Here is a 19,548-nt window from a genome sequence, read left to right on the forward strand (position 1 = left end):
ATGGATGCGCTGGGAATCGTTGAGGATGAGGTCCGCGAACTTATCCGCCGCCGCGGCCTTGATCCGTTAAAGCAGGCAGGCGAGGTCCGTCGCCTGGTGGAAGCAGCGGTCACCGACTACGACGAGCGCGCCCTCCTGGGTCCGCTGCCGCCCCTCGGCCCCTTGGACGCCGCGCGCCGTTTCCTGTTTGATGCAGTGGCAGGCTTCGGGGTCCTCCAGCCGCTGCTCGATGATCCTTCCATTGAAGAGGTCTGGCTCAATGCTCCGAACGAAATTTATGTCGCACGCAACGGCGAGTCAGAGCTGACCTCGCTGAGCCTGTCCGAACAACAGGTGCGCGACCTCGTGGAGCGCATGCTCAAGAGCTCCGGCCGACGCCTGGACATGTCCTCTCCCTTCGTCGACGCTGCACTGCCCGACGGCTCCAGACTCCACGTGGTCATCCCTGACGTGACCCGCCGCCACTGGGCAGTAAACATCAGAAAGTTTGTGGTCAAGGCGAGCAGGCTCGAGCACCTTGTGGAACTGGGCACACTGACGCCACAAGCTGCCCGGTTCCTGGGTGCGGCAGTGTCCAGCGGCCTGAACATCCTCGTTTCCGGCGCAACGCAGGCCGGCAAGACAACAATGTTGAACTGCCTTGCTGCCAGTATCGGAAGCCGGGAACGCGTCATCACCGTTGAGGAGATCTTTGAACTGCAGTTTCCTTTGCGCGACGTCGTGGGCCTGCAATGCCGCCAGCCGAACCTTGAAGGCGAGGGTGAAATCCCGCTTCGCCGCCTGGTGAAGGAGGCCTTGCGTATGCGCCCCGACCGGTTGGTGGTGGGGGAGGTCCGCGAAGCCGAGAGCCTGGACATGCTCATTGCCCTCAACTCGGGGCTTCCCTATGGCTTCTCAGGCACAGTGCAGATTAAGATGCGGGCATGGGCAACGATGCTTTCATCTACTGCCGTATCAGCCAGGACCGCGACGGTGCGGGGCTGGGTGTCGCCCGGCAGGAGGAAGACTGCCGCAGGCTGGCGGAGGAACGGGGGCTGTCCGTCGTCAGGGTGTTCGTGGACAACGACGTCAGCGCGTACTCAGGCAAGAAGCGTCCCGGTTATACCGAGATGCTCGCCGCGCTCAAACGCGGCGAAGCGTCCGTTGTCATCTACTGGCATCCAGACAGGTTGCACCGGAGCCCGCTGGAACTTGAAGAGTACATCTCAATCTGCCGCGAATTTGGCGTCCAGAACTACACCGTAAAAGGCGGCGAAGTAGACCTCAGTACCCCGGAGGGGATGCTGAGGGCTGGGTTGCTGGGGCAGGTTGCGCGCTACGAGTCGGCCCATAAGGCGGACCGCGTCAAGCGGGCCATGCAGCAGAAGGCCATGAAGGGCGAGTGGCTGGGCGGTGCACGCCCGTTTGGCTGGCGCTTTGTTGACGGTACGCCAGAGCCCGACCCGTTAGAGGCCTCAGTTGTTCGAGACGTGTTTGAAGCGGTGCTCCAAGGCCGCAGCCTTGGTTCAATCGTTGCTGAGTTAAACGCCGCCGGGATCACTACGAGCGTTGGGAAACCGTGGGGTTACGCGCAGTTGCGGCAGATGCTTTTGCGACCCCGTAATGCCGGTCTCGCCGTCTGGCAAGGCGAAGTGGTCGGCCCGTCCACTTTCCCCGCGCTGGTTTCCGAAGACGTATGGCGGGCTGTTGTGTCGATCTTGAAGGACCCTAATCGAAGAAGGTCCCAGAGCAACAAGGCAAAGCACTTGCTCGCAGGTATTGCCCAATGCCACTGCGGAGCACTGGTGCGCTCCGCCACGGTATCTGGTCGGGCCGGTAATAAGTACACGGTGTATCGCTGCCCGGAGAAGGGCCGAGGGCACGTTGGCAAGCGCGTCGACTTGGTGGATGCTGTGGTGAACCGACATATGGTCGCCTACCGCCTGATTGCGGCTCGTGAGCGCAGTAACGCTGACGCTGAAAGATCCGGGGAAGCTCAGTGGTTGGAAAACGAGGCGGCTGCCCTGCGGGAGCGCCTGAACGAGCTTGCGTTGCTGGCTGCCAACGGCAGCATTACTACTGGTCAGCTTGTCACTTCCACGGCCGCGATACGGACCACTCTGGAAGATATGGAGTTGCAACTCGAACTCCTGGCGGCAACCGCACATTTGCCCGCTGAGAGCCTTCAGCTAGCCGTGCCCGACATGCAGACCCCCGAGGCGCGGGAGTGGCTTAAGAGCGCCATTGACGACCGGAGAGACTACGTGAGGAGGGTCTGCAACGTGGTCCTACTGCCCCACGGGAAGGGCTCACCGAGGGTATTCGATCCCCACACGGTACAAGTTGTTTTGAAAACGAAGTGGGACGCTCGCGGCCCGCTATCAAAGGAAGAATTGCCGGGTCTTATGGCTGCGTGGCGTGAGGCTGGCATCCTGCCGCCCGAGAGCAAGGTGCGGAAATGATTGAGCCCAACAAGGTGGGGGAGGAGTGGAACGGCAATGCAGGGCAGTGACCAAGACTTTGAGGTACTGATCGACATTCCGGGGCTGACGCTGGTCCGTTCCGAAGGTGTCATGCGCTTCGACGTTGTTCCCGGCTTCCGCAGTCGGGAGGACGCTATCGCGATCTTGAGTGAGTTCGGAGACGTGCAGTGGCCGCCTGATAGTGAGGCCGACAGCGGCTCCGTAGACGCTCACGACTAAGAGGAAGGAAGCGCGGCTATCCTGCGGTAGAGCGTTGCCCTGGACATGCCGAGGTCGCGCGCAACCTGTGCGGCAGGCTTTCCGCCTTCGATCAAGTGTTTGGCGTTCTGAATCTGGCTGTCAGTGAACTGTGCCTTGCGGCCTCCGAGATCGAGCCCCTTTGCCCGACGCTTGCTCACGCTGTCGTTGATGCGCTCGCGTTTGATCGCAAGCTCCATCTCGGCCAGCCCCGCCATGACTGTGAACATCATCTGGCCCATGGGCGTGGCAGTATCCACGTCGCCGCCCCCGAGGTTGAGCACGCGGAGATTTACGCCCCGGTCCTTAAGCTCCGTAGCGAGAGTAAGCATGTTTTGCGTCGACCGCCCCAAGCGGTCAAGCGTGGCAATAACAAGCGTGTCGCCGTCCTGAAGGGCAGAGATCGCTTGGTCCAGCCCCGCGCGGTGCGCCCTTGCACCGCTGACGCCCCGGTCTGTGTAGAGGTCGTCCCGACGGACGCCCGCCGCAAGAATGTCAGCTTCCTGCCGGTCCGTGTCCTGCCCTTTCGTGGATACGCGGGCGTATCCGATCAGCTTGCCCATTGCTACCTCCAATGTGTCTCGTAAGAGTGGATGGATACAAGAAGATTAACACTTACTTGCGAGACATAGTAGTAAGACAGTTGCTAGGCTTAATTCCTGCGGGCGGCAAAGTGTCTCGTCCGACTGTCTCCTAACCGATCCGTTGCGAGACGCCTTATCTCTTCCTCTGCGAGGGTGCGAGCGTCAGATCCAGCCGCATAACCCGAGCAGGTAAAGCTCAAGGCGCAACTGCCGCACGCGCCAATGATTCGGGGCAGATGAAAGGGCGCGATGGAGCAGTCCGTCGAGCATGGTTACAGGCTTACTCCCGGGAGTCTTCTGGAGTTGTTTTCTCAGCATGGGCGCGAGCATCGCGCCGAAGGTTCTTTCTTCTGCTGAGGGGTAGCGTTCAGCGAGGGCAGTAAGTTGTCGTCCGAAAATTCGGCGAGTTCGCAACCTCAAGACTATTCGCGGCCACAAGCGCAAGTCCTGTGCAGCGGCGAGGATCGTGGCCGCATCTTCCGCATCCTGCAAGTGGGCTGGCGACGTATCCCGCTGGAGATGCGCCGCCTCCCCGGCCTGGTAGGCAACCACGTCCCTACTGAGCTTCCTCACGAAGGCCCGGATAGTCCGCCGGGATTCCTCTTCCCGTTCGGCACGCATCTTGCCGACGGTCACCTGTGATACGGCCAAGAGGGAGACGATGGTGCCTACGATGGCGCTGCTTCCAGCACTTGCCAGCAATGTGGGAATATCCATTGGCCTAATGTAAGGGCCTCACTGGTTACTTACGCCGCGCCATGAGGCGGCCCTACGGGGGTGTCGCCGAATCGGGCAGACCACGATCCTCCGAAGCTGTGTGATACTCGGCTGCATGAAGACTCTCGTGGTGCTTCTCAACATCCTGTCGTTTGCGGCTTCTTTCGGTGCGATCTTGTGGGCCTGGTTCGTGGTTCGCAAAGACATACGAGAAAACTCGGAGCTGCTTGCGCGGCTTCGTGAGATTGACGTAAAACATGCCGAAGGTGCACGGTCTGTCCCCGGTGGTCGAGAGGACACTCCGCAGAAGTTTGCCGAGTACCGCGAAGCTGGGAAGACGATGTTCACATACGGGGACCTGCAGCACGCACCTGAGATGGTCAAAGAGCTAATTTATCGACATGCAGCAAGCGGACTCGGGCCGCAGGTCGCTCTCGTCGGCCTTGGGTTGTTTGCAGGACTGGCAGCCAATATCTGGTCGCTTTACCTCCCGGCGTAAACAGCCCCGTCTCTTCGCGCTTTGCTGGCCCCCTGGGGGCTCAAATTGGCCTGGACGAACCAATCACCTCAAGACAGAGCCGCAATCGGTCTGAGAGCCTCCTGCGCCCTCGAATCGGGCGGCCCTTTTAGGCCGGGCCAGCGCTACGGGTTGCCCTAACTAAGGCTGCAACCCTATCCATCTGCTCCGCAGTTTCCGGACGCACGTAATCACGGAGCAACGCGAACAGGGCTTCAGCCTTACTTCCTGCCACCTTTACTTGAAACACCTTTGGGCTGCTGAACCCAACTGCGGGCGGCGTGCATCCCAAGACAGCTCCAACTAAGGTCGCGAAACGTTCAGTTTTGGAGCGGTCAGACGAGGCGTAGTAGATGACAACGCGCCGGACCTTACCGCTGTGGCCGGTCGCCTGATGCGAGATGCCCGCTCGATCCAGCAGAGCGGCGAGTGCCCGGCAGTTGGCATCCATTGCCGCAGCAGCTGCAGCGGCGGCCTTACGTTCCCGCCTTGTGTGTACTTCAAGCGTGATTAAGCGGTTTGAGACTAAGAGCATTCGGGGTGTTCCTGTTCCTTACTGGGAGGGCCCCAAGCCAGGGTGCTTGGGAGGGGTGGGGGAGGACCCGCGCCGAGGGCGGAGTCCTGCCCGGGGGTGTTAGCGCCTGTGTTGCTGTACGGGTTGGAAAGCCCGGCACGGGGAGGCGACGGGTCGGGCCCCCAGCGGCCCGGCCTGTCGTGGTAGGGGAGAGCTACCTCATGCGCTTCTGGCGCTTGTGCTCCTCCCACAGTTCCGCGCCGGTCCTGCCGTCGGGCAGGTACTGGGCGCGGACATCCGGAGAGTTGTTCCAGGCGTCAGGAGTAACGCCATCGGCAAGCGCCTTAGCCTTCGCCGCTTCGTACTCTTCCGCCTTCTCCTGGCCCGGCGTCTTCGGAGGAAGGATCAGGGCGTTCATGTAGTTGAAGTATTCCCGCTGAGCCCGCGAGTCAGCGCTAAGCCCAGCGCGGCGGGCGTCGTCCTCGGAGCGAAATACCTTGCTAATGCCAGGGACCTTCCAGTAACCGGGGGCAACTTCGGCAGGCTTCCAGTTGAGCGTATTCGGGTCAGGCGGCGGGGTGGGGTCCCATGCCGCCTCGGCTTCGGCCAGATGCTCAACGCCCGTCTTCAACTTGCGGAAGTGGTCGTAGCGATCGTTGCATTCATTCATGGAGGCTCCTATGCCTTGCTAGTAGTGCTGTAATCCCTGACGCGCCAGTGACCCGGAACTGCGCCCGGGAGGCCGTGGCGGGCGGCCCACAATATGAGCGCAATGGACGTCTTCCCGTGATCGTCGGCATCAACCCAGAAGTCCGCGCCAGGGTGACGGGCTCGCCTAGCCCGTCGTCGTCCATTCACCTTGGCAGTTACAGGTTCAAGGTGACGGGGGTTAACGCACCTCCGACGCTCATATTCGGTCGACCCGTCAGCTGAAGGGCCTCCGCACAAGTGGTCAAGCTCCCGGGTTTGCGGATGCGTACCTATGAAGATCAGATACATGAGTCGGTGCACCGACCAATCCTTCCCGGCAACCTTGCACCTGCCGTAGTTATCTGAGTTGACGCTTCCGGTCCAAAGCCAACAACCGGAAGCGGGGTCGGCCACAATCTGAGCCGCCACGTCATCAAGCAACTGCTCCAGCTCGCCAGGGGCTAGGTTTGTCAGCAGGCGGCCCTCATGCCGCCGGCAGTAGTCGAGCTTTATGGCCTTGGTGTTGCATCCCGGTTCGATGCATTTGTCCTGCGCGTGCAGACGCTTCCGTGCATGTGCGGCGCAGAGTCCGTGCGAGTGGTGCCGTGAGGTACAGCCGACCACGGTGCATGTCCGCAGAGGTGTTTTGGGCAGAAGAACTCCTTGTTCGTATGCGCGTTTTGAGTTGTCCGACATTTAGATCCAGTGGCCCCATTCGGCGTACTGGCGCTGGAAAGTCGACTTACGGGAAGTGCGGTGTTCTGGTTCCCGTTCTTTCCTTATAGACGGCCCTTTAGGCGGCCTTCATCTGAGGCTTGAGGTTGGGGTGGTCCCGGCCCCAAAGGCCGGGCCGCTTCGGGTCAAGCGTCCGGGCTTTTCACCTTTCCATTGTCTGGATGGCCCCACCGTTAATCCACAGGCAACAAGGGGCAAAAGTTCCAGTCACTCCCCGAAGACGGGAAGTCGAGGGTTTGAGGGCAGGCCCAAGAGCAGCAAGGCGGAACTGAGGAACTGCGGGCCCAAGATGCGAAGGACTTGCGTTCAGCGCCGCATTAGGACAGGGCGCTTGTCTGGTCGCCCTGATGGTATTGGGGACTCACGCCCTCCGCTGACTAGAAGCAAAACTCTGGTTTGCGATAGCCCTATGCTGGTCAAATGACTGAAGACTCCTTGTTCAAGCTCGGATTTGAATCCGAGGAACCTGTAGACGTGACAAAAGACCGCTGGCTGCAAGCCCAGCGGGACCTAATCACAACTACCCTGGATTACAACCTTCAGACAATCGCTGGCCTCGTGGCTGACGGTCGCATAGACCTAAGCCCATCGTTCCAGCGCAGGGATAGATGGGATGTGAAGCGGAAATCTCTTCTTATCGAGTCGTTCCTCATGAATGTGCCGCTGCCTCCGGTCTTTCTTAATGAAGACGAATATGGCCAATATTCGATTATCGACGGCAAGCAACGTCTGACAACAGTTTCTGAGTTTCTAACCGATCAGTTTCAACTTGACGGACTCGGTATCTTCAGCGAAGCAAATGGCCTTAGGTTTTCCGAGTTAGACGCATCGCTTCAATCGGTATTGCAGACGCGTGCCAGCCTTCGCGCGATCATACTTCTAAGGCTTTCAGATCCGCTGATCAAATATCACGTATTCCAGCGCTTGAATACCGGCGGCGTAAGGCTAAATTCTCAGGAAGTGCGGAACGTTACTTTCGCGGGACCATTGAATGATGCGATTGTTGAAGCCTCGGGGTACAAGCAGTTCACGAGACTCCTTGGTCTGACTGACGCGGGCAAGGCTAAGGCAGCAATTTGGCAGCAGATGCGGGATGTTGAACTCGTCTTGAGATACCTGACGCTGAAGGACACTTGGGAGCACTTTGCTGGTTCCTTGGGAGGTGCCATGAATCAGTTTATGGCGGTCCATCAGCACATGGATAAGTTGGAGCGTGAATACAGGATTGAGAAGTTTGAGGCGGCAACGGACAAAGTCGCCGCCGGATTTGGGGAGCTCGCTTTTAAGAGGTTCGATCCCAAAACTGGCCGCGTGGGACGCCAGGTCTTGGCGACATTGTTTGACGCTCAGATGATCGCGGTAGAGCCCTTCTCGCTATTGGAACTTGAGCGTGCGTCGGATGCGATTAAGTCGGGTATGCTCACGCTCTTCTCCGTGGAGGAGTTCGCAAGAGCCATTGCCTCCCAGACCAACACACCGCGTTTTGTAAAGACGCGAATCGCTATGGTGAGCGAGATGGTCCGACGTGCAGTGGCGTCCTCGTAGTGGATCTGGCGGCCTTTCACCGTTCGTTACAAGCGGCCAAGGAGCTCGGTGCCGTGGTCGAAATAGCCTCGATGGACGTCAGAAAACTTACTGGCTTTGGGTTGGGGCTGGACATTATTTCGGCGGCCACATCGGGGGCTACCGTACTTTGCGTGGCTAGGTTTGAAGAATATCTCAAAGGTGCCGCAGAAAGAGCCCTGCAGATGTACTCCAGGGCTACGCCCCCAGTCCAAAGATCGCAACTCGACGTAGAACTTCAGGTAACGATTATGCGTCGCAACATCTCTGCTGCTGTGCAGAAGTCACTCCATGGCGCCGAACGGCGTCCCTCGGAAATCAAGCGAGATGTTCAAGACGTGGCTCGTCGAATTGTCAATGACGCAATTTGGGGTGACCATGCCATTGACACACAATCAAATCCAGGATCGAGAACGGTCGCGGACATCCTCGGGCTGTTAGGTGTAAAGCAATGTTGGCAGAAGCTCGAACAGGAGTTCAGTCCCTTATGGAGTGCGCATCTGAACTCCGAACCTACGCACAAGGCCATTCCGTCGCCTTCCAGCGAACTGGACTCCATTCTTTCGTGGAGAAATATCTGTGCGCATACCAGTCAATCGCCGTCGATTGGTTATAGAGAAATCGCCGAAACAATTGCTTTCCTGGAGGCGCTTTCGACATCCATTGATCGACTACTAGAAAAAACAATTACCGCTCACATATCTGATCTGCAGAGCACACCAGCGCGATGGATTTAGTTACAGATAGGCTACGAAATCGGTTATGCGAACGGGAAGTAGAGAGTGCCAATTGTGCCAATTACTTGGATTGAGGCTCAGAGTTTCATTTTGAAGGAAATGCCCCGGCCAATGGAGTCGCTGCTGAAGGTTGCGGAACCAGTCGTGTATGCCTGGTGGGACCTAGGCGGAGAGTTGGAGCGCTTCTATCCGCCGGGTTTTCCGACTGTGGATTATCAGCAGCCCCTCTACGTGGGTATGGCCGGGACAAACTTGGCGCAGCGGTTCCACCGTCGGCACTCTAGGCGCATTGGTCAGTCCTCTCCACGGCTGTCTCTAGCCGCCCTCCTTTACCGAGAGCTTGACCTGGCTATTGGCGCTCGGATGCAGGGCGAGAAAACGAAACTCCACGCCGATGCCGAGAAGGAACTAACGCGGTGGATGAAGGAACATATCTTGTTCACACATGCGGTGGTTGCTCCGGAGGACGTTGACGCCATTGAGACGATGATCATCGGCCACCTCTTGCCGCCGCTGAACATTCAGAAGGCCCCTTGTAGCCCCTACAAGACAGCCCTTCAGGATCATCGTGAAGCATTTCGACAGGCGATCCAAAGGGGTACACCCGAGCCCTGAGAGGGCTGTGCCTGAACAAAGTTTGGGCTGCCGGGAATGTGCACGGTCCACGCGAATTCAGCCCACGATGCTGTCACGAAGATCTGCACGCTCCCGCTGCTTGCCGGGGACAACATTTCCAGTGCCTTCGTGGTCCCCACCGTGGCTTCCTGCATCGATCTTGTAGTGCATTGCAGCCGGCAGTCTGATGGACGGCGGCAGGTCACGGAAATCCTGTCATTGGGCCGCCGGGTGGAAAACGGCATCATCGAGTCATCCCTTGTCTTCGCCACGGACAACGGCGTCCTGCAGCCACGCGCCAACTCCATGCCCTCAGCCGGGAAATTCTCCAGAGCCGGGTACGACGTCGCTGCGCTCTTGGATCCGCGTTGATATCCGCGCTGCTCGGTGCGACCACAGGGGCCGGGCTTTTCCTCATCTGGTGGTCGTGCTGGGAAATGCCCCATAGGGGGAACCGGGAACGCAGACCCAGCCGCCTATCCGACCTACTGGCGGTTGCAGGAGTTGACAGAGTCTCAACCACGGGCCTGGTCGGAACCTGCCTTGGGCTGGCGTTGTTCGTGGCGCTGGTCTTCTTCGCACTGAGCCGGTCTTGGCCCATCGGGGCCTGCTTTGGCCTCTTTGCAGGCTGGCTGCCCATCGCGCTGCTCCGCTGGCGGGCGAAGAAGCGGCGCGCCATGCTTCGACAGCTGTGGCCTGACGTCGTCGATCATCTCCGATCGGCCATCCGCGCAGGCCTGCCCCTGCCCGAGGCCCTTATACAGCTGGGCGAGAAGGGACCCGAAGAGCTGCGGCCCGTCTTCCGGGAGTTCGGTGGAGACTACCGAGCCGGTGGCCAGTTCGACGGCTCCCTGAACAAACTGAAACACAGGCTCGCCGATCCCGTTGCGGACCGCATCATCGAAGCACTGCGGTTGACACGGGAGGTAGGCGGCTCCGACCTTGGCCGGCTGCTGGGCACTTTGGCCGAATTCCTTCGTGAAAGCGCCCGTACACGCAGTGAGCTTGAAGCACGCCAGTCATGGACGATCAACGCCGCGCGGCTTGCTGTCGCGGCTCCCTGGATCGTGTTGATTCTTCTCGCGACCCGGCCGGAAGCAATCCAGGCCTACAACACGCCCCTCGGCGCGGCAGTCCTGCTGGGCGGCCTGGTGGTGTCGCTGATCTGCTACACGATCATGCTGCGGATTGGTGCCCTTCCCCAGGACGAAAGGGTGCTCCGATGACCCCTGTCTCCCCGGCAGGGGTCGTGTGTGGAGTTGCCTTGGGCATTGGTTTGTGGCTTGTTATCTTCAGGTCGCCGCCGATGCGGGCAACAACGCTGGCTGAACGCATCGAACCCCAGCTCAAGTCCCAGAACCTTGAATCGCGGCTACTGCGCGCAGGTGAACAGAACGTCACACCCTTCGGGCCGCTCGGGAAAATTCTTCGGCCGGTACTCCATGACTGGATAGGCGCCCTGGGCCGGCTGAACCCGTCGCCGGGGGCAACCGAACGCCGGCTGGTTCAGGCAGGGATCGACAAGTCTGCCCTTGACTTCCGTGCAGAACAGCTGCTGTGGGCATCGGGCGGCTTTGTCGCCGCCCTTGGCGTGATTCTGATGGGCGCGGCTGGGGGCCGCTTCAACCCGCTCCTCGCTGCCGTGGCGATCGTCGGATGCGCGGGCATTGGTTTTGTCCTGCGGGATTATTGGCTCGGGGTCCAGGTTCGCCGCCGTGAAGCACGCATGATGGCAGAATTCCCCAGCCTGGCTGAATTGCTGGCGCTGGCCGTCAGCGCAGGGGAAAGTGCAACCGGCGCCCTCGACAGGATTTGCCGGAGCGCCAGGGGAGAGCTCTCCAAGGAGTTCTCGAAAATCCTTGCGGAAACAAGGGCAGGCAAGCCGCTGGTTCTCGCGCTCCAGGAATTCTCCGCACGAACTGATCTTGCTCCCCTGGTCAGGTTCGTGGACGGCATCATTGTTGCGGTGGAACGGGGCACGCCGCTTGCCGACGTGCTCCGGGCGCAAGCCCAGGACGTCCGCGACACTGCCAAACGCGACCTCATGGAGGCTGCGGGCAAGAAAGAAATAGCGATGATGGTGCCGCTTGTTTTTGGCGTACTCCCGCTGACCGTGGTCTTTGCCGTCTTCCCCGGTATCGCCGCGATCAACCTGGGCTTTTGAATCAGGCGCATCCGTGCCCATCCCACCGCAGGAACCAAGGAAGAGGTCAGGAAATTGAAAATGATGGTAGCCCGCTGCACGATGCTCCTTGTTGGCCTCGCAGCGCTCCTCCACGTGGGGATGGCACGCTCAAACAGCGGCGCGTGGCCTCTCGCCGCGGAACGCCGGCCCAGCCAGGAAAGAGTCCCGCATGGCTGCCGGCGTCGCGGCGGCCGCCCTCCCCACGACCACCCGGAGCGCGGTGACGTCCCCGGCTGGGTGATGATTACCCTCATGTCAGCGGTCCTGGTGGCGGCCCTGCTGGCGCTCGCCGGCCCAGCCCTTGAAACCATGTTCAACCAGGCGATGGACAAGGTGGGAGGCTGACGCATGGGCAAACCCGCCGCGTCGCCGCCGGTACCCCGTGGGCAGTGCCGGGCGGGCGAACGGGGCTCGGCGGTGGTGGACTTTGTCTTGGTAGGTGGGCTGCTGACCATGTTCTTCCTCGCGGTCATCCAGTTGACCCTGGCCCTGCACGTCCGCAATACCCTGATCGATGCTGCCGCCTCCGGTGCACGCTACGGCACCCTTGCAGACCGGAATGCTTCCGACGCGGCAGAGCGGACCCGCAGCCTCATCGGGACTGCCCTGACCAGCAGCTTTGCCGAGGATGTGAGTACCAGTGAAACGGATATGCAAGGCATGCGCGTCCTGGAAGTCACCGTCCGGGCGCCACTGCCGGTGATCGGACTCATCGGACCCCGCGGCGTGCTGGAGGTGACTGGACATGCGGCTATTCAAGGGTGATCCGGTACGGCGCTTCCACTCCCGCCTGAACGAGGCACTTTGCCTCCGGCGGCGTCCGGTCCATACGGGGGTCGCTGGGCGCCCACGGTGCGCCGGCACCCCTCAGCAGAGGCGCTTAGGCCCGTTGACTGCGCAGACACATGAACAGGGGAGTGCGGTGGTGGAGTTTACGTTCCTGGCCCTCCTGCTGATGGTGCCCGTGGTGTACTTCATCATCACCGTGGGACAGATCCAGGGCGCGTCGTTCGCCGTTGTCGGAGCAGCCGACCAGGCAGCCAAGGTCTACGTTGCCCAACCCGATGCCTCCGCGGCCCAGGCAGCTGCCGAACAGGCGGTCGCCCTCGCCCTCGCGGATTTCGGTCACCCCGCAGAGCAAGCCAGCATGGCCTTGACGTGCAGCAAGACCGACTGCCAGGCGGCCGGCGCAGCTGTGACCGTCACCGTCCGGCTGGGCGTAGCCCTTCCCTTCGTGCCGTTCGCTGATGGACTCACTGCCACGCAGGTGGAGGCCGCGTCCACGCAACTGGTGGGACGCTACAAGTGAGACCCGGGTCGGCCGACGAAAGCGGACAGATAACGGTCATGATCCTCGGCTACGTGGCCCTGGCTCTCCTGGTGGCCACGGTGGTCATGGGAATCTCGGCCGTATACCTCGAGCACAAGCGTCTCCTGTCCTTGGCGGACGGGGCATCCCTTGCTGCAGCGGACAGCTACACGCTCGGCGAAGTTGATTCGAGGGGTGGAACGCCCTCGGCCGTTCTCAACCCCGCACGGGTCAGGAACGTGGCTGCCGATTTCGTAGCCCAGAGCCCCGCCGCGCAACGCTTCTCTGACCTCGCGGTGACAGGGGCGACGGGCACACCGGACGGCTCAACCGCCGTCGTGGTCCTGACGGCGTCCGTGCACCCGCCAGTGGTGAACTTCCTGGTTCCCGATGGCATCCGCATCGAGGCGACCTCGACGGCCCGCTCACGCCTGACCCGCTGAACCCCTGCCCGCTGAACCCCTGACCCGCTGCATCAGGACCCAGGACCTTGGAAACCGGCCGCGCGAGGCCATCTGCCCCAATAGCGTAGGCTTAAACGACCATGGCCAATATTGATTTTTCCGCTGAAATCCGCGCGCTCCGCGCCACCTACGAGTCCATCGAACGCGTTACCGACGTGGAGGCTCTCAAGGAAGACATCGCCGAACTCAGCGAACGGGCAGGGGAGCCGGACCTCTGGGACGATCCCTCAGCCGCCCAGAAGATCACCTCACGGCTCTCCCACCGCCAGTCGGAGCTGGAACGCCTCACGAACCTGGCGTCACGGATCGATGACCTCGAAGTCCTGGTGGAATTGGGGCAGGACGAGGACGACGCCGACTCGATGGGGGAGGCCGCCGCCGAACTCGAGTCGATCAGGAAGTCCCTCAAGGACCTGGAAGTCGTCACCCTGCTGTCCGGCGAGTACGACGAGCGCGAAGCCGTGGTCTCCATCCGCGCGGGCGCCGGCGGCGTGGACGCGGCAGACTTCGCCGAAATGCTCCTGCGCATGTACCTGCGCTGGGCGGAACGCCATGGATACCCCACCACCGTCATGGACACCTCCTACGCGGAGGAAGCCGGACTCAAGTCGGCCACCTTCGAAGTCAAGGCGCCCTACGCCTATGGCACCCTGAGTGTGGAAGCCGGAACCCACCGCCTTGTCAGGATCAGCCCCTTCGACAACCAGGGCCGCCGCCAAACCTCGTTTGCGGCGGTGGAAGTGATCCCGCTGATCGAACAGACGGACAGCATCGACATCCCGGACAACGAGATCAGGGTGGACGTGTTCCGCTCGTCCGGTCCGGGCGGCCAGTCGGTCAACACCACTGACTCCGCAGTCCGGCTGACCCACATTCCCACCGGCACCGTGGTGTCGATGCAGAACGAAAAATCCCAGTTGCAGAACCGTGCCGCGGCCATGCGCGTGCTTCAGTCCCGGCTCCTGCTCCTCAAGAAGGAACAGGAAGACGCGGAGAAGAAGGCGCTGGCCGGGGACGTCAAGGCTTCCTGGGGCGACCAGATGCGCTCCTACGTGCTGAACCCGTACCAGATGGTCAAGGACCTGCGCACCGAACACGAAGTGGGCAACACGGCGGCAGTGTTCGACGGCGAGATCGACGACTTCATCGACGCCGGCATCCGCTGGCGCACCGACAACCGCAACGCCGAAAAATAAGCCGGGGCAGGCACCGGTGCCGGGCCCGGCAACTTCCTATCCCGCGACACGCCCCCGATAGCCTGCCAAACGAAGGGCGGTCCTGAGTATAGTCAAGGGGCCGGGGCCCACTTCCCCCAAGAGAACACCCGTGCACCGGCTGCAGAACTGGGCTGCATCTAAAAAGAATCAGCCATGCCCTGCAGGGTACTTAGGGCCATGATTCGATTCGAAAATGTCACCAAGGTCTACGACCAGACAGCCCGGCCTGCGCTGGACTCCGTCAACCTTGAGATTGACCGCGGCGAATTCGCCTTCCTGGTGGGCGCCTCCGGCTCCGGAAAGTCCACCTTCCTGCGCCTGGTGCTGAAGGAAGACCGCGCCACCTCCGGCGCCGTCTACGTCGCCGGCCAGAACGTCGCAAAGATCTCCAGCTGGCGCGTCCCCCGCCTGCGCCGTGGCATCGGCGTCGTCTTCCAGGACTTCCGCCTCCTGCCCCAGAAGAACGTGTTCGCCAACGTAGCCTTCGCCATGCAGGTCATCGGCAAGAGCCGCAGCGTCATCCGCGACACCGTGCCCGAGGTCCTGAAGACTGTAGGCCTGGAGGGCAAGGAACACCGCATGCCGCACGAGCTCTCCGGCGGCGAACAGCAGCGCGTGGCTATCGCCCGCGCCGTGGTGAACCGCCCCGGAATCCTCCTCGCCGACGAGCCCACCGGAAACCTGGACCCCACTACGTCCATGGGAATCATGGGTGTCCTGGACAAGATCAACCAGAACGGAACCACCGTCGTCATGGCAACCCACGATGACGACATCGTCAACGAGATGCGCAAACGCGTGGTGGAGCTGAAGAACGGCGTGGTCATCCGCGACGAGGCCAGGGCCCTTTACACCTCGATGATTCCCGTCGTCGGCCAGTCGCGGCGCCTGAAGGACGCCAGCGGCAGGGAGGCGCACGACGACGGCCTGCCGGGCGAAGGCCGTGAAGGCGAGGCACAGCGATGAGGCTTGCATTCATCCTTTCCGAGATTGGCAGCGGCCTGCGCCGCAACGTCTCCATGGTGGTCTCCGTCATCCTCGTGACCTTCGTGTCCCTCACCTTCGTGGGCGCAGCCGGGATGCTCCAGATGCAGATCAACCAGATGAAGGGCTACTGGTACGACAAGGTCCAGGTAGCCATCTTCCTCTGCAGTGAAGGTTCGACGGCGCCGGGTTGCGCCACAGGGTCCGTCACGCCGGAGCAGCAACAGAGCCTCAACGCACTGTTGGAATCGCCGGCCGTGGCGCAGTACATCAATGACTTCCAGTTCGAGTCCAAGGAAGAGGCCTACAAGCACTTCAAGGACCAGTTCTCGAACTCGCCGATCGTCGACTCCGTAACCCCCGACCAGTTGCCGGCGTCCTTCCGGATCAACATGAAGGACCCCGAGAAGTACCAGATCATCAGCGAGACGTTCTCCTCGCAGCCGGGCGTCGAAACAGTGATCGACCAGCGGCAGCTGCTCGAACGCCTCTTCTCAGTGATGAACGGCGCCTCCCTGGTCGCAGTCGGCATCGCAGGCGTCATGATTGTCTGCGCCATCCTGCTGATTGCCACCACCATCAGGCTTTCCGCCTTCAGCAGGCGCCGGGAAACCGGCATCATGCGCCTCGTCGGGGCCTCCAAGACCGTCATCCAGCTGCCCTTCATCCTGGAGGGCGTCATCGCCGCGGTCATCGGCGCGGCCCTGGCCTCCGGGACCCTGTGGGCGGTGGCGCACTTCTTTCTGGGCGACTACATGTCCCGCCAGTACCCGGACACCGCCTTCATCTCCTCTGGCCAGACCCTCATCCTCGCCCCGGCGCTGCTGATCCTTGGCGCATCCTTGGCAGGAATTTCGTCTCTCTTGACCTTACGCAGATATTTGCGCGTTTAGGCTATGCAAACCGACCAAGGAATGCCCATGAACCTAACCGATCACACTTCCCCGCGGCCCCGACTCCGCCGTGGGCCCGCGGCCGCCCGCCGGCTGGGAATCATCAGCGGCGTGCTTACTGTCATGCTTTCCGCGGGGCTTGCCGCGCCTACGCCGCTGGCCTTCGCCGACGACCTCGAGGACCGCAAGGCTGCCCTCGAAGCCGAGGCCGCCCGTGTCCAGCAGTCCCTGGAGTTCGTCGATTCCCGGATCGCCAAGGCCGCCGGCGACCTGGTGATCTACCAAGGCCAGCTGCCCGGGGCCCAGCAGGCACTCCTCGAAGCGCAGGGGCGCGTTGCCAGTGCGGTCAAGGAAGTCGAAGCCCTTGCCGCCCGTGTGGACATGGCGCAGCAGAACAAAGCCAAGATCACCCAGCAGCTTGAGACGGACAAGCAGAAGATCGCGGACACCAAGAAGCTGATCGGCCAGATCGCCACCCAGGCCTACAAGTCGGGCGGCGTGCCCTCCAACCTGTCACTCTTCTTCGGCTCCAATGCCGGCAGCAGCCTGACCGAGACCATGGACCTCGCCGACCAGGCGATGCGCAGCCAAAACGCCGCCATGGACAAGCTGTCCCAGCAAAATGCCACCAACGTCAACTCTGAAGCCCGGCTGCAGGCCGTGGAAGCGGAGATCAAGGACCTTAAGTCCAAAGCGGACGCAGCGCTCGAGCGGGAAAAGGCTGCCCGCGACGAAGCGGCCGCCAAGAAGGCGCAGGTCGACCAGCTGATCGCCGACACCACGCGGCTGGACGCAGAACTCCAGGCCGCCAAGCCCGGCATCCAGGCACAACTCGCCGGTGTCCAGGCCAGCCAGAACCAGGTTGCCAACGAAATCGCCGAACGGGACCGCAAACTGCGGGAAGCCTGGGAAGCGGAACAGCGCCGGCAGGCTGAAGCGGCCGCCGCGGCTGCTGCCGCTGCAGCGGCCGCAGCCAACCGCCCGGCCCCGCCCGTCCAGCCTTTCGTACCCAGCACCGGATCGCCGTCGGCCTTCGGTCTGCGCCACCCGTTCGACGGGAACATCCCCATTACCTCCGGCTTCGGTTGGCGCGCAACCCCGCCGGGCACCATCGACTTCTACGGAACCGGAGGCTACCTGCACACCGGTATCGACTTCGGCGCTGCCTGCGGAACCCCCGTGTACGCGGCAGCGGCAGGGGAAGTCTTCAGCTCGGGCTGGAACTCCGCGGACGGCGGAGGATGGCGCGTCAAGATCTCGCACGGGGTGGTGGAGGGCAACTCCCTGACCACGATCTACTACCACAACTCCAGCATCGTGGTCTCCAACGGGCAAAGGGTGTCCCAGGGCCAGCTGATCGCTTACTCGGGCAACACCGGCAACTCCACAGGATGCCACGCGCACTTCGAAACCTGGCTGAACGGCGCCGCCGTCGACCCCATGAGGCTGCTGTAGGCCGTACCGCCCCGCTGTAGACTGGTAAGACTCCGCGCCGCTGGCGCGGAGGACATCCAGGCTCAACCCGAGGAGTTTCCCCGTGCCCAAAGAAAGTGGCCGTAAAGTGGTGGCCACCAACCGCAAGGCCCGGCATGACTATCACATACTGGACACCTACGAGGCCGGCATCGCGCTCATGGGCACCGAAGTGAAGTCCCTGCGTGAAGGCCACGCGTCAATGGTGGATGGATTCTGCACTTTCTACAACGACGAACTGTGGATGGAAGCCATCCACATCCCCGAGTACAACCAGGGCAGCTGGACCAATCACGCCGCCCGCCGGCGTCGCAAGCTGCTGCTGCACCGCGAGGAGCTCATCAAGATCTCCCATAAGGTCCGGGAGTCCGGCTACACCATCGTCCCGCTCCAGCTGTACTTCGTTGACGGCCGTGCCAAGGTGGAGATCGGTGTGGCCCGGGGCAAGCGTGAATACGACAAGCGGCAGACGCTGCGCGAGCAGCAGGACAACCGCGAGGCCCAGCGGGAGATGCGCGATCGCAACCGGCGGCGCTAGGAATTATTTTCGTGCGGCGTGCGTTAGTATTGATAGTCCGGCAGGCTTGCCAGCCGGTTTGGTAACAAAATATGGGGATGATCGGTTTCGACGGTGTTTGTCGCGACAGGTGAAGCGGGCCGAGGATGCAGAATTATCTCGTTAACGCTGTCTGCAAAACAATAAGTGCCAAACAAACGCGCACTGACTTCGCTCTTGCTGCCTAAGCAGTAAGACAGTCCGTCAGCCCGGGGATGCTATCGCCCCGGTTCCTGGCGTCATTTAGATAGCCACTGCTGTTTACCCTCGTCATCGGGGTGAACGGGACTTTTAGGTGACTGGGCCCGGATCAGCCAGCTGTTTGCAGCATGGCTGGGGCCGAGAAAATCCGACGCAAACTGCGCCCGGAGAAGCCCTGACAACACGACATCGGACGGGGGTTCAATTCCCCCCATCTCCACATTTGTGGTGGGTCGGCACATCCTTCAGGGATGAGTCGGGTCACCAGGAACACCCCGGTCTTCGGACCGGGGTGTTTTTCTTTGCCCGGTGTTGGCCCGGGTCCGTGCCCGGCCGGGCCTAAATCCCCTAGCGGAGCCCGGCTGGCAGGCGGTAGCTTCAACGCCATGCACAATGATCCACCGCAAACTCCCACAGAAGTACTGGACGCCTCGGCCTGCTGGGACCTCCTTCGGGGGGTTTCCGTCGGCCACCTCGCTGTATTGGTGGACGGCTACCCAGAGGTTTTCCCGGTCAACTACAAGGTGGACCACCAATCTGTTGTATTCCGCACGGGCGAAGGAACGAAGCTCCGGGCCGCAGCAGGTCCACTCGCTGTCGCGCTTGAAGCAGACGGCCTGGACGATGCCAGCCGCAAGGCCTGGAGTGTCCTCATCAAGGGCAAGGCCGACATCCTGGAAGCTTCAGACGAACTCCTGGCCGGGGTCGGCCTCACCCTGTTTCCCTGGCAGGCCGGGGACAAAGACTACTTTGTGCGCGTCGTTCCCACCTCGGTGACCGGCCGCCGGTTCACGGTGACCTCGCCGCTGACCTGGTGGAACCACGTGGAGCATCCTGCTGGCACCGGGCTCAAGTGACAGCGGCTCCTACATGACAGCAGAAATGGCGGCCAGGG

General features: G+C 61.7%; 21 protein-coding genes, 1 other RNA gene and 2 pseudogenes. 21 read left to right on the forward strand and 3 right to left on the reverse strand.

Annotated features, from left to right (window positions below; translation table 11 throughout):
- The 3 genes and pseudogenes from AC2JAJ_RS15175 to AC2JAJ_RS15185 form a co-directional block, all read left to right on the forward strand.
- Window positions 1-885 (forward strand): annotated as a pseudogene (locus tag AC2JAJ_RS15175) (TadA family conjugal transfer-associated ATPase); the annotation flags it as partial.
- A gap of 38 nt (window positions 886-923) precedes the next feature.
- Window positions 924-2,441, forward strand: coding sequence for a recombinase family protein (locus tag AC2JAJ_RS15180; RefSeq protein WP_486415288.1), 1,518 nt, complete (start codon window positions 924-926; stop codon window positions 2,439-2,441).
- A 36-nt stretch (window positions 2,442-2,477) separates the two neighbouring features.
- Window positions 2,478-2,681 carry a hypothetical protein gene (locus tag AC2JAJ_RS15185; protein WP_486415287.1) on the forward strand — a complete coding sequence of 68 codons (204 nt, stop codon included), beginning with the start codon at window positions 2,478-2,480 and terminating at the stop codon, window positions 2,679-2,681.
- On the opposite strand, the gene AC2JAJ_RS15190 is transcribed toward AC2JAJ_RS15185, so the two are convergent.
- Together AC2JAJ_RS15190 and AC2JAJ_RS15195 are read right to left on the reverse strand one after the other, a co-directional pair.
- Entirely contained in the window at window positions 2,678-3,262 is a 585-nt protein-coding gene (locus tag AC2JAJ_RS15190; RefSeq protein WP_486415286.1) for a recombinase family protein, read from the reverse strand. The two genes, AC2JAJ_RS15185 and AC2JAJ_RS15190, sit on opposite strands and share 4 nt — an antisense overlap.
- Before the next feature lie 183 nt (window positions 3,263-3,445).
- Window positions 3,446-4,000, reverse strand: coding sequence for a hypothetical protein (locus tag AC2JAJ_RS15195; RefSeq protein WP_486415285.1), 555 nt, complete (start codon window positions 3,998-4,000; stop codon window positions 3,446-3,448).
- A gap of 115 nt (window positions 4,001-4,115) precedes the next feature.
- Here AC2JAJ_RS15195 and AC2JAJ_RS15200 point away from each other — a divergent pair, with 115 nt between their 5' ends.
- Window positions 4,116-4,499 carry a hypothetical protein gene (locus tag AC2JAJ_RS15200; protein ID WP_486415284.1) on the forward strand — a complete coding sequence of 128 codons (384 nt, stop codon included), beginning with the start codon at window positions 4,116-4,118 and terminating at the stop codon, window positions 4,497-4,499.
- Window positions 4,500-5,245: 746 nt separating this feature from the next.
- Here the strand turns inward: AC2JAJ_RS15200 and AC2JAJ_RS15205 are convergent.
- Window positions 5,246-5,701, reverse strand: coding sequence for a hypothetical protein (locus AC2JAJ_RS15205; RefSeq protein WP_486415283.1), 456 nt, complete (start codon window positions 5,699-5,701; stop codon window positions 5,246-5,248).
- A gap of 1,175 nt (window positions 5,702-6,876) precedes the next feature.
- Here AC2JAJ_RS15205 and AC2JAJ_RS15210 point away from each other — a divergent pair.
- The 17 genes and pseudogenes from AC2JAJ_RS15210 to AC2JAJ_RS15290 all read left to right on the forward strand — a co-directional run bounded on the left by AC2JAJ_RS15210 (window position 6,877) and on the right by AC2JAJ_RS15290 (window position 19,510).
- Window positions 6,877-8,001, forward strand: coding sequence for a GmrSD restriction endonuclease domain-containing protein (locus AC2JAJ_RS15210; protein WP_486415282.1), 1,125 nt, complete (start codon window positions 6,877-6,879; stop codon window positions 7,999-8,001).
- A complete protein-coding gene (locus tag AC2JAJ_RS15215) occupies window positions 8,001-8,756 on the forward strand; it encodes a HEPN domain-containing protein (RefSeq protein WP_486415281.1) in 756 nt (251 codons plus the stop codon). Before AC2JAJ_RS15210 ends, AC2JAJ_RS15215 begins: the two co-directional genes overlap by 1 nt.
- Before the next feature lie 111 nt (window positions 8,757-8,867).
- Window positions 8,868-9,371 carry a GIY-YIG nuclease family protein gene (locus AC2JAJ_RS15220; protein WP_486415280.1) on the forward strand — a complete coding sequence of 168 codons (504 nt, stop codon included), beginning with the start codon at window positions 8,868-8,870 and terminating at the stop codon, window positions 9,369-9,371.
- Window positions 9,372-9,395: 24 nt separating this feature from the next.
- Window positions 9,396-9,743: pseudogene (locus tag AC2JAJ_RS15225) on the forward strand (CpaF family protein); the annotation flags it as partial.
- Window positions 9,740-10,597 (forward strand): type II secretion system F family protein, encoded by an 858-nt coding sequence (locus AC2JAJ_RS15230; RefSeq protein WP_486415279.1) that lies wholly within the window; start codon window positions 9,740-9,742, stop codon window positions 10,595-10,597. The pseudogene AC2JAJ_RS15225 and the gene AC2JAJ_RS15230, both read left to right, overlap by 4 nt.
- Entirely contained in the window at window positions 10,594-11,535 is a 942-nt protein-coding gene (locus AC2JAJ_RS15235) for a type II secretion system F family protein (RefSeq protein WP_486415278.1), read from the forward strand. The genes AC2JAJ_RS15230 and AC2JAJ_RS15235 overlap by 4 nt, the downstream gene beginning before the upstream one ends.
- Before the next feature lie 120 nt (window positions 11,536-11,655).
- Window positions 11,656-11,901, forward strand: coding sequence for a hypothetical protein (locus tag AC2JAJ_RS15240; RefSeq protein WP_486416795.1), 246 nt, complete (start codon window positions 11,656-11,658; stop codon window positions 11,899-11,901).
- 3 nt (window positions 11,902-11,904) lie between these two features.
- Window positions 11,905-12,321 carry a TadE/TadG family type IV pilus assembly protein gene (locus tag AC2JAJ_RS15245; protein WP_486415277.1) on the forward strand — a complete coding sequence of 139 codons (417 nt, stop codon included), beginning with the start codon at window positions 11,905-11,907 and terminating at the stop codon, window positions 12,319-12,321.
- Window positions 12,322-12,445: 124 nt separating this feature from the next.
- Window positions 12,446-12,865, forward strand: a complete 420-nt coding sequence (locus tag AC2JAJ_RS15250) for a hypothetical protein (RefSeq protein ID WP_473696901.1) — start codon at window positions 12,446-12,448, stop codon at window positions 12,863-12,865.
- Complete coding sequence (locus AC2JAJ_RS15255; RefSeq protein ID WP_486415276.1) at window positions 12,862-13,308, forward strand: pilus assembly protein TadG-related protein; 447 nt, start codon at window positions 12,862-12,864, stop codon at window positions 13,306-13,308. Before AC2JAJ_RS15250 ends, AC2JAJ_RS15255 begins: the two co-directional genes overlap by 4 nt.
- Window positions 13,309-13,409: 101 nt before the next feature.
- The gene (gene prfB / locus AC2JAJ_RS15260) at window positions 13,410-14,525 is read left to right on the forward strand and encodes a peptide chain release factor 2 (RefSeq protein ID WP_486415275.1); all 1,116 of its coding nucleotides are present in this window, start codon (window positions 13,410-13,412) and stop codon (window positions 14,523-14,525) included.
- A 198-nt stretch (window positions 14,526-14,723) separates the two neighbouring features.
- Complete coding sequence (gene ftsE / locus AC2JAJ_RS15265) at window positions 14,724-15,512, forward strand: cell division ATP-binding protein FtsE (protein ID WP_221386726.1); 789 nt, start codon at window positions 14,724-14,726, stop codon at window positions 15,510-15,512.
- Entirely contained in the window at window positions 15,509-16,423 is a 915-nt protein-coding gene (gene ftsX, locus AC2JAJ_RS15270) for a permease-like cell division protein FtsX (RefSeq protein ID WP_221386727.1), read from the forward strand. The genes ftsE and ftsX overlap by 4 nt, the downstream gene beginning before the upstream one ends.
- A 27-nt stretch (window positions 16,424-16,450) precedes the next feature.
- Window positions 16,451-17,878, forward strand: coding sequence for a peptidoglycan DD-metalloendopeptidase family protein (locus AC2JAJ_RS15275; protein WP_501053180.1), 1,428 nt, complete (start codon window positions 16,451-16,453; stop codon window positions 17,876-17,878).
- 82 nt (window positions 17,879-17,960) lie between these two features.
- Window positions 17,961-18,434, forward strand: coding sequence for an SsrA-binding protein SmpB (gene smpB / locus AC2JAJ_RS15280; protein WP_221386729.1), 474 nt, complete (start codon window positions 17,961-17,963; stop codon window positions 18,432-18,434).
- A gap of 73 nt (window positions 18,435-18,507) precedes the next feature.
- Window positions 18,508-18,876: a transfer-messenger RNA gene (ssrA, locus tag AC2JAJ_RS15285) on the forward strand.
- 163 nt (window positions 18,877-19,039) lie between these two features.
- Window positions 19,040-19,510, forward strand: a complete 471-nt coding sequence (locus AC2JAJ_RS15290; RefSeq protein ID WP_486415274.1) for a pyridoxamine 5'-phosphate oxidase family protein — start codon at window positions 19,040-19,042, stop codon at window positions 19,508-19,510.
- The last annotated feature ends 38 nt before the right edge of the window (window positions 19,511-19,548 follow it).

This window comes from Arthrobacter sp. MOO21 (genome assembly GCF_057369995.2).

What these genes read in the sequence shown, in the direction of transcription:
- AC2JAJ_RS15180 (WP_486415288.1), top strand. Translation starts at nt 924, where the DNA reads ATGGGCAACGATGCTTTCATCTACTGCCGTATCAGCCAGGACCGCGAC.
- AC2JAJ_RS15185 (WP_486415287.1), top strand. Translation starts at nt 2,478, where the DNA reads ATGCAGGGCAGTGACCAAGACTTTGAGGTACTGATCGACATTCCGGGG.
- AC2JAJ_RS15190 (WP_486415286.1), bottom strand. Translation starts at nt 3,262, where the DNA reads ATGGGCAAGCTGATCGGATACGCCCGCGTATCCACGAAAGGGCAGGAC.
- AC2JAJ_RS15195 (WP_486415285.1), bottom strand. Translation starts at nt 4,000, where the DNA reads ATGGATATTCCCACATTGCTGGCAAGTGCTGGAAGCAGCGCCATCGTA.
- AC2JAJ_RS15200 (WP_486415284.1), top strand. Translation starts at nt 4,116, where the DNA reads ATGAAGACTCTCGTGGTGCTTCTCAACATCCTGTCGTTTGCGGCTTCT.
- AC2JAJ_RS15205 (WP_486415283.1), bottom strand. Translation starts at nt 5,701, where the DNA reads ATGAATGAATGCAACGATCGCTACGACCACTTCCGCAAGTTGAAGACG.
- AC2JAJ_RS15210 (WP_486415282.1), top strand. Translation starts at nt 6,877, where the DNA reads ATGACTGAAGACTCCTTGTTCAAGCTCGGATTTGAATCCGAGGAACCT.
- AC2JAJ_RS15220 (WP_486415280.1), top strand. Translation starts at nt 8,868, where the DNA reads ATGGAGTCGCTGCTGAAGGTTGCGGAACCAGTCGTGTATGCCTGGTGG.
- AC2JAJ_RS15235 (WP_486415278.1), top strand. Translation starts at nt 10,594, where the DNA reads ATGACCCCTGTCTCCCCGGCAGGGGTCGTGTGTGGAGTTGCCTTGGGC.
- AC2JAJ_RS15240 (WP_486416795.1), top strand. Translation starts at nt 11,656, where the DNA reads ATGGCACGCTCAAACAGCGGCGCGTGGCCTCTCGCCGCGGAACGCCGG.
- AC2JAJ_RS15245 (WP_486415277.1), top strand. Translation starts at nt 11,905, where the DNA reads ATGGGCAAACCCGCCGCGTCGCCGCCGGTACCCCGTGGGCAGTGCCGG.
- prfB (WP_486415275.1), top strand. Translation starts at nt 13,410, where the DNA reads ATGGCCAATATTGATTTTTCCGCTGAAATCCGCGCGCTCCGCGCCACC.
- ftsE (WP_221386726.1), top strand. Translation starts at nt 14,724, where the DNA reads ATGATTCGATTCGAAAATGTCACCAAGGTCTACGACCAGACAGCCCGG.
- ftsX (WP_221386727.1), top strand. Translation starts at nt 15,509, where the DNA reads ATGAGGCTTGCATTCATCCTTTCCGAGATTGGCAGCGGCCTGCGCCGC.
- AC2JAJ_RS15275 (WP_501053180.1), top strand. Translation starts at nt 16,451, where the DNA reads ATGAACCTAACCGATCACACTTCCCCGCGGCCCCGACTCCGCCGTGGG.
- AC2JAJ_RS15290 (WP_486415274.1), top strand. Translation starts at nt 19,040, where the DNA reads ATGCACAATGATCCACCGCAAACTCCCACAGAAGTACTGGACGCCTCG.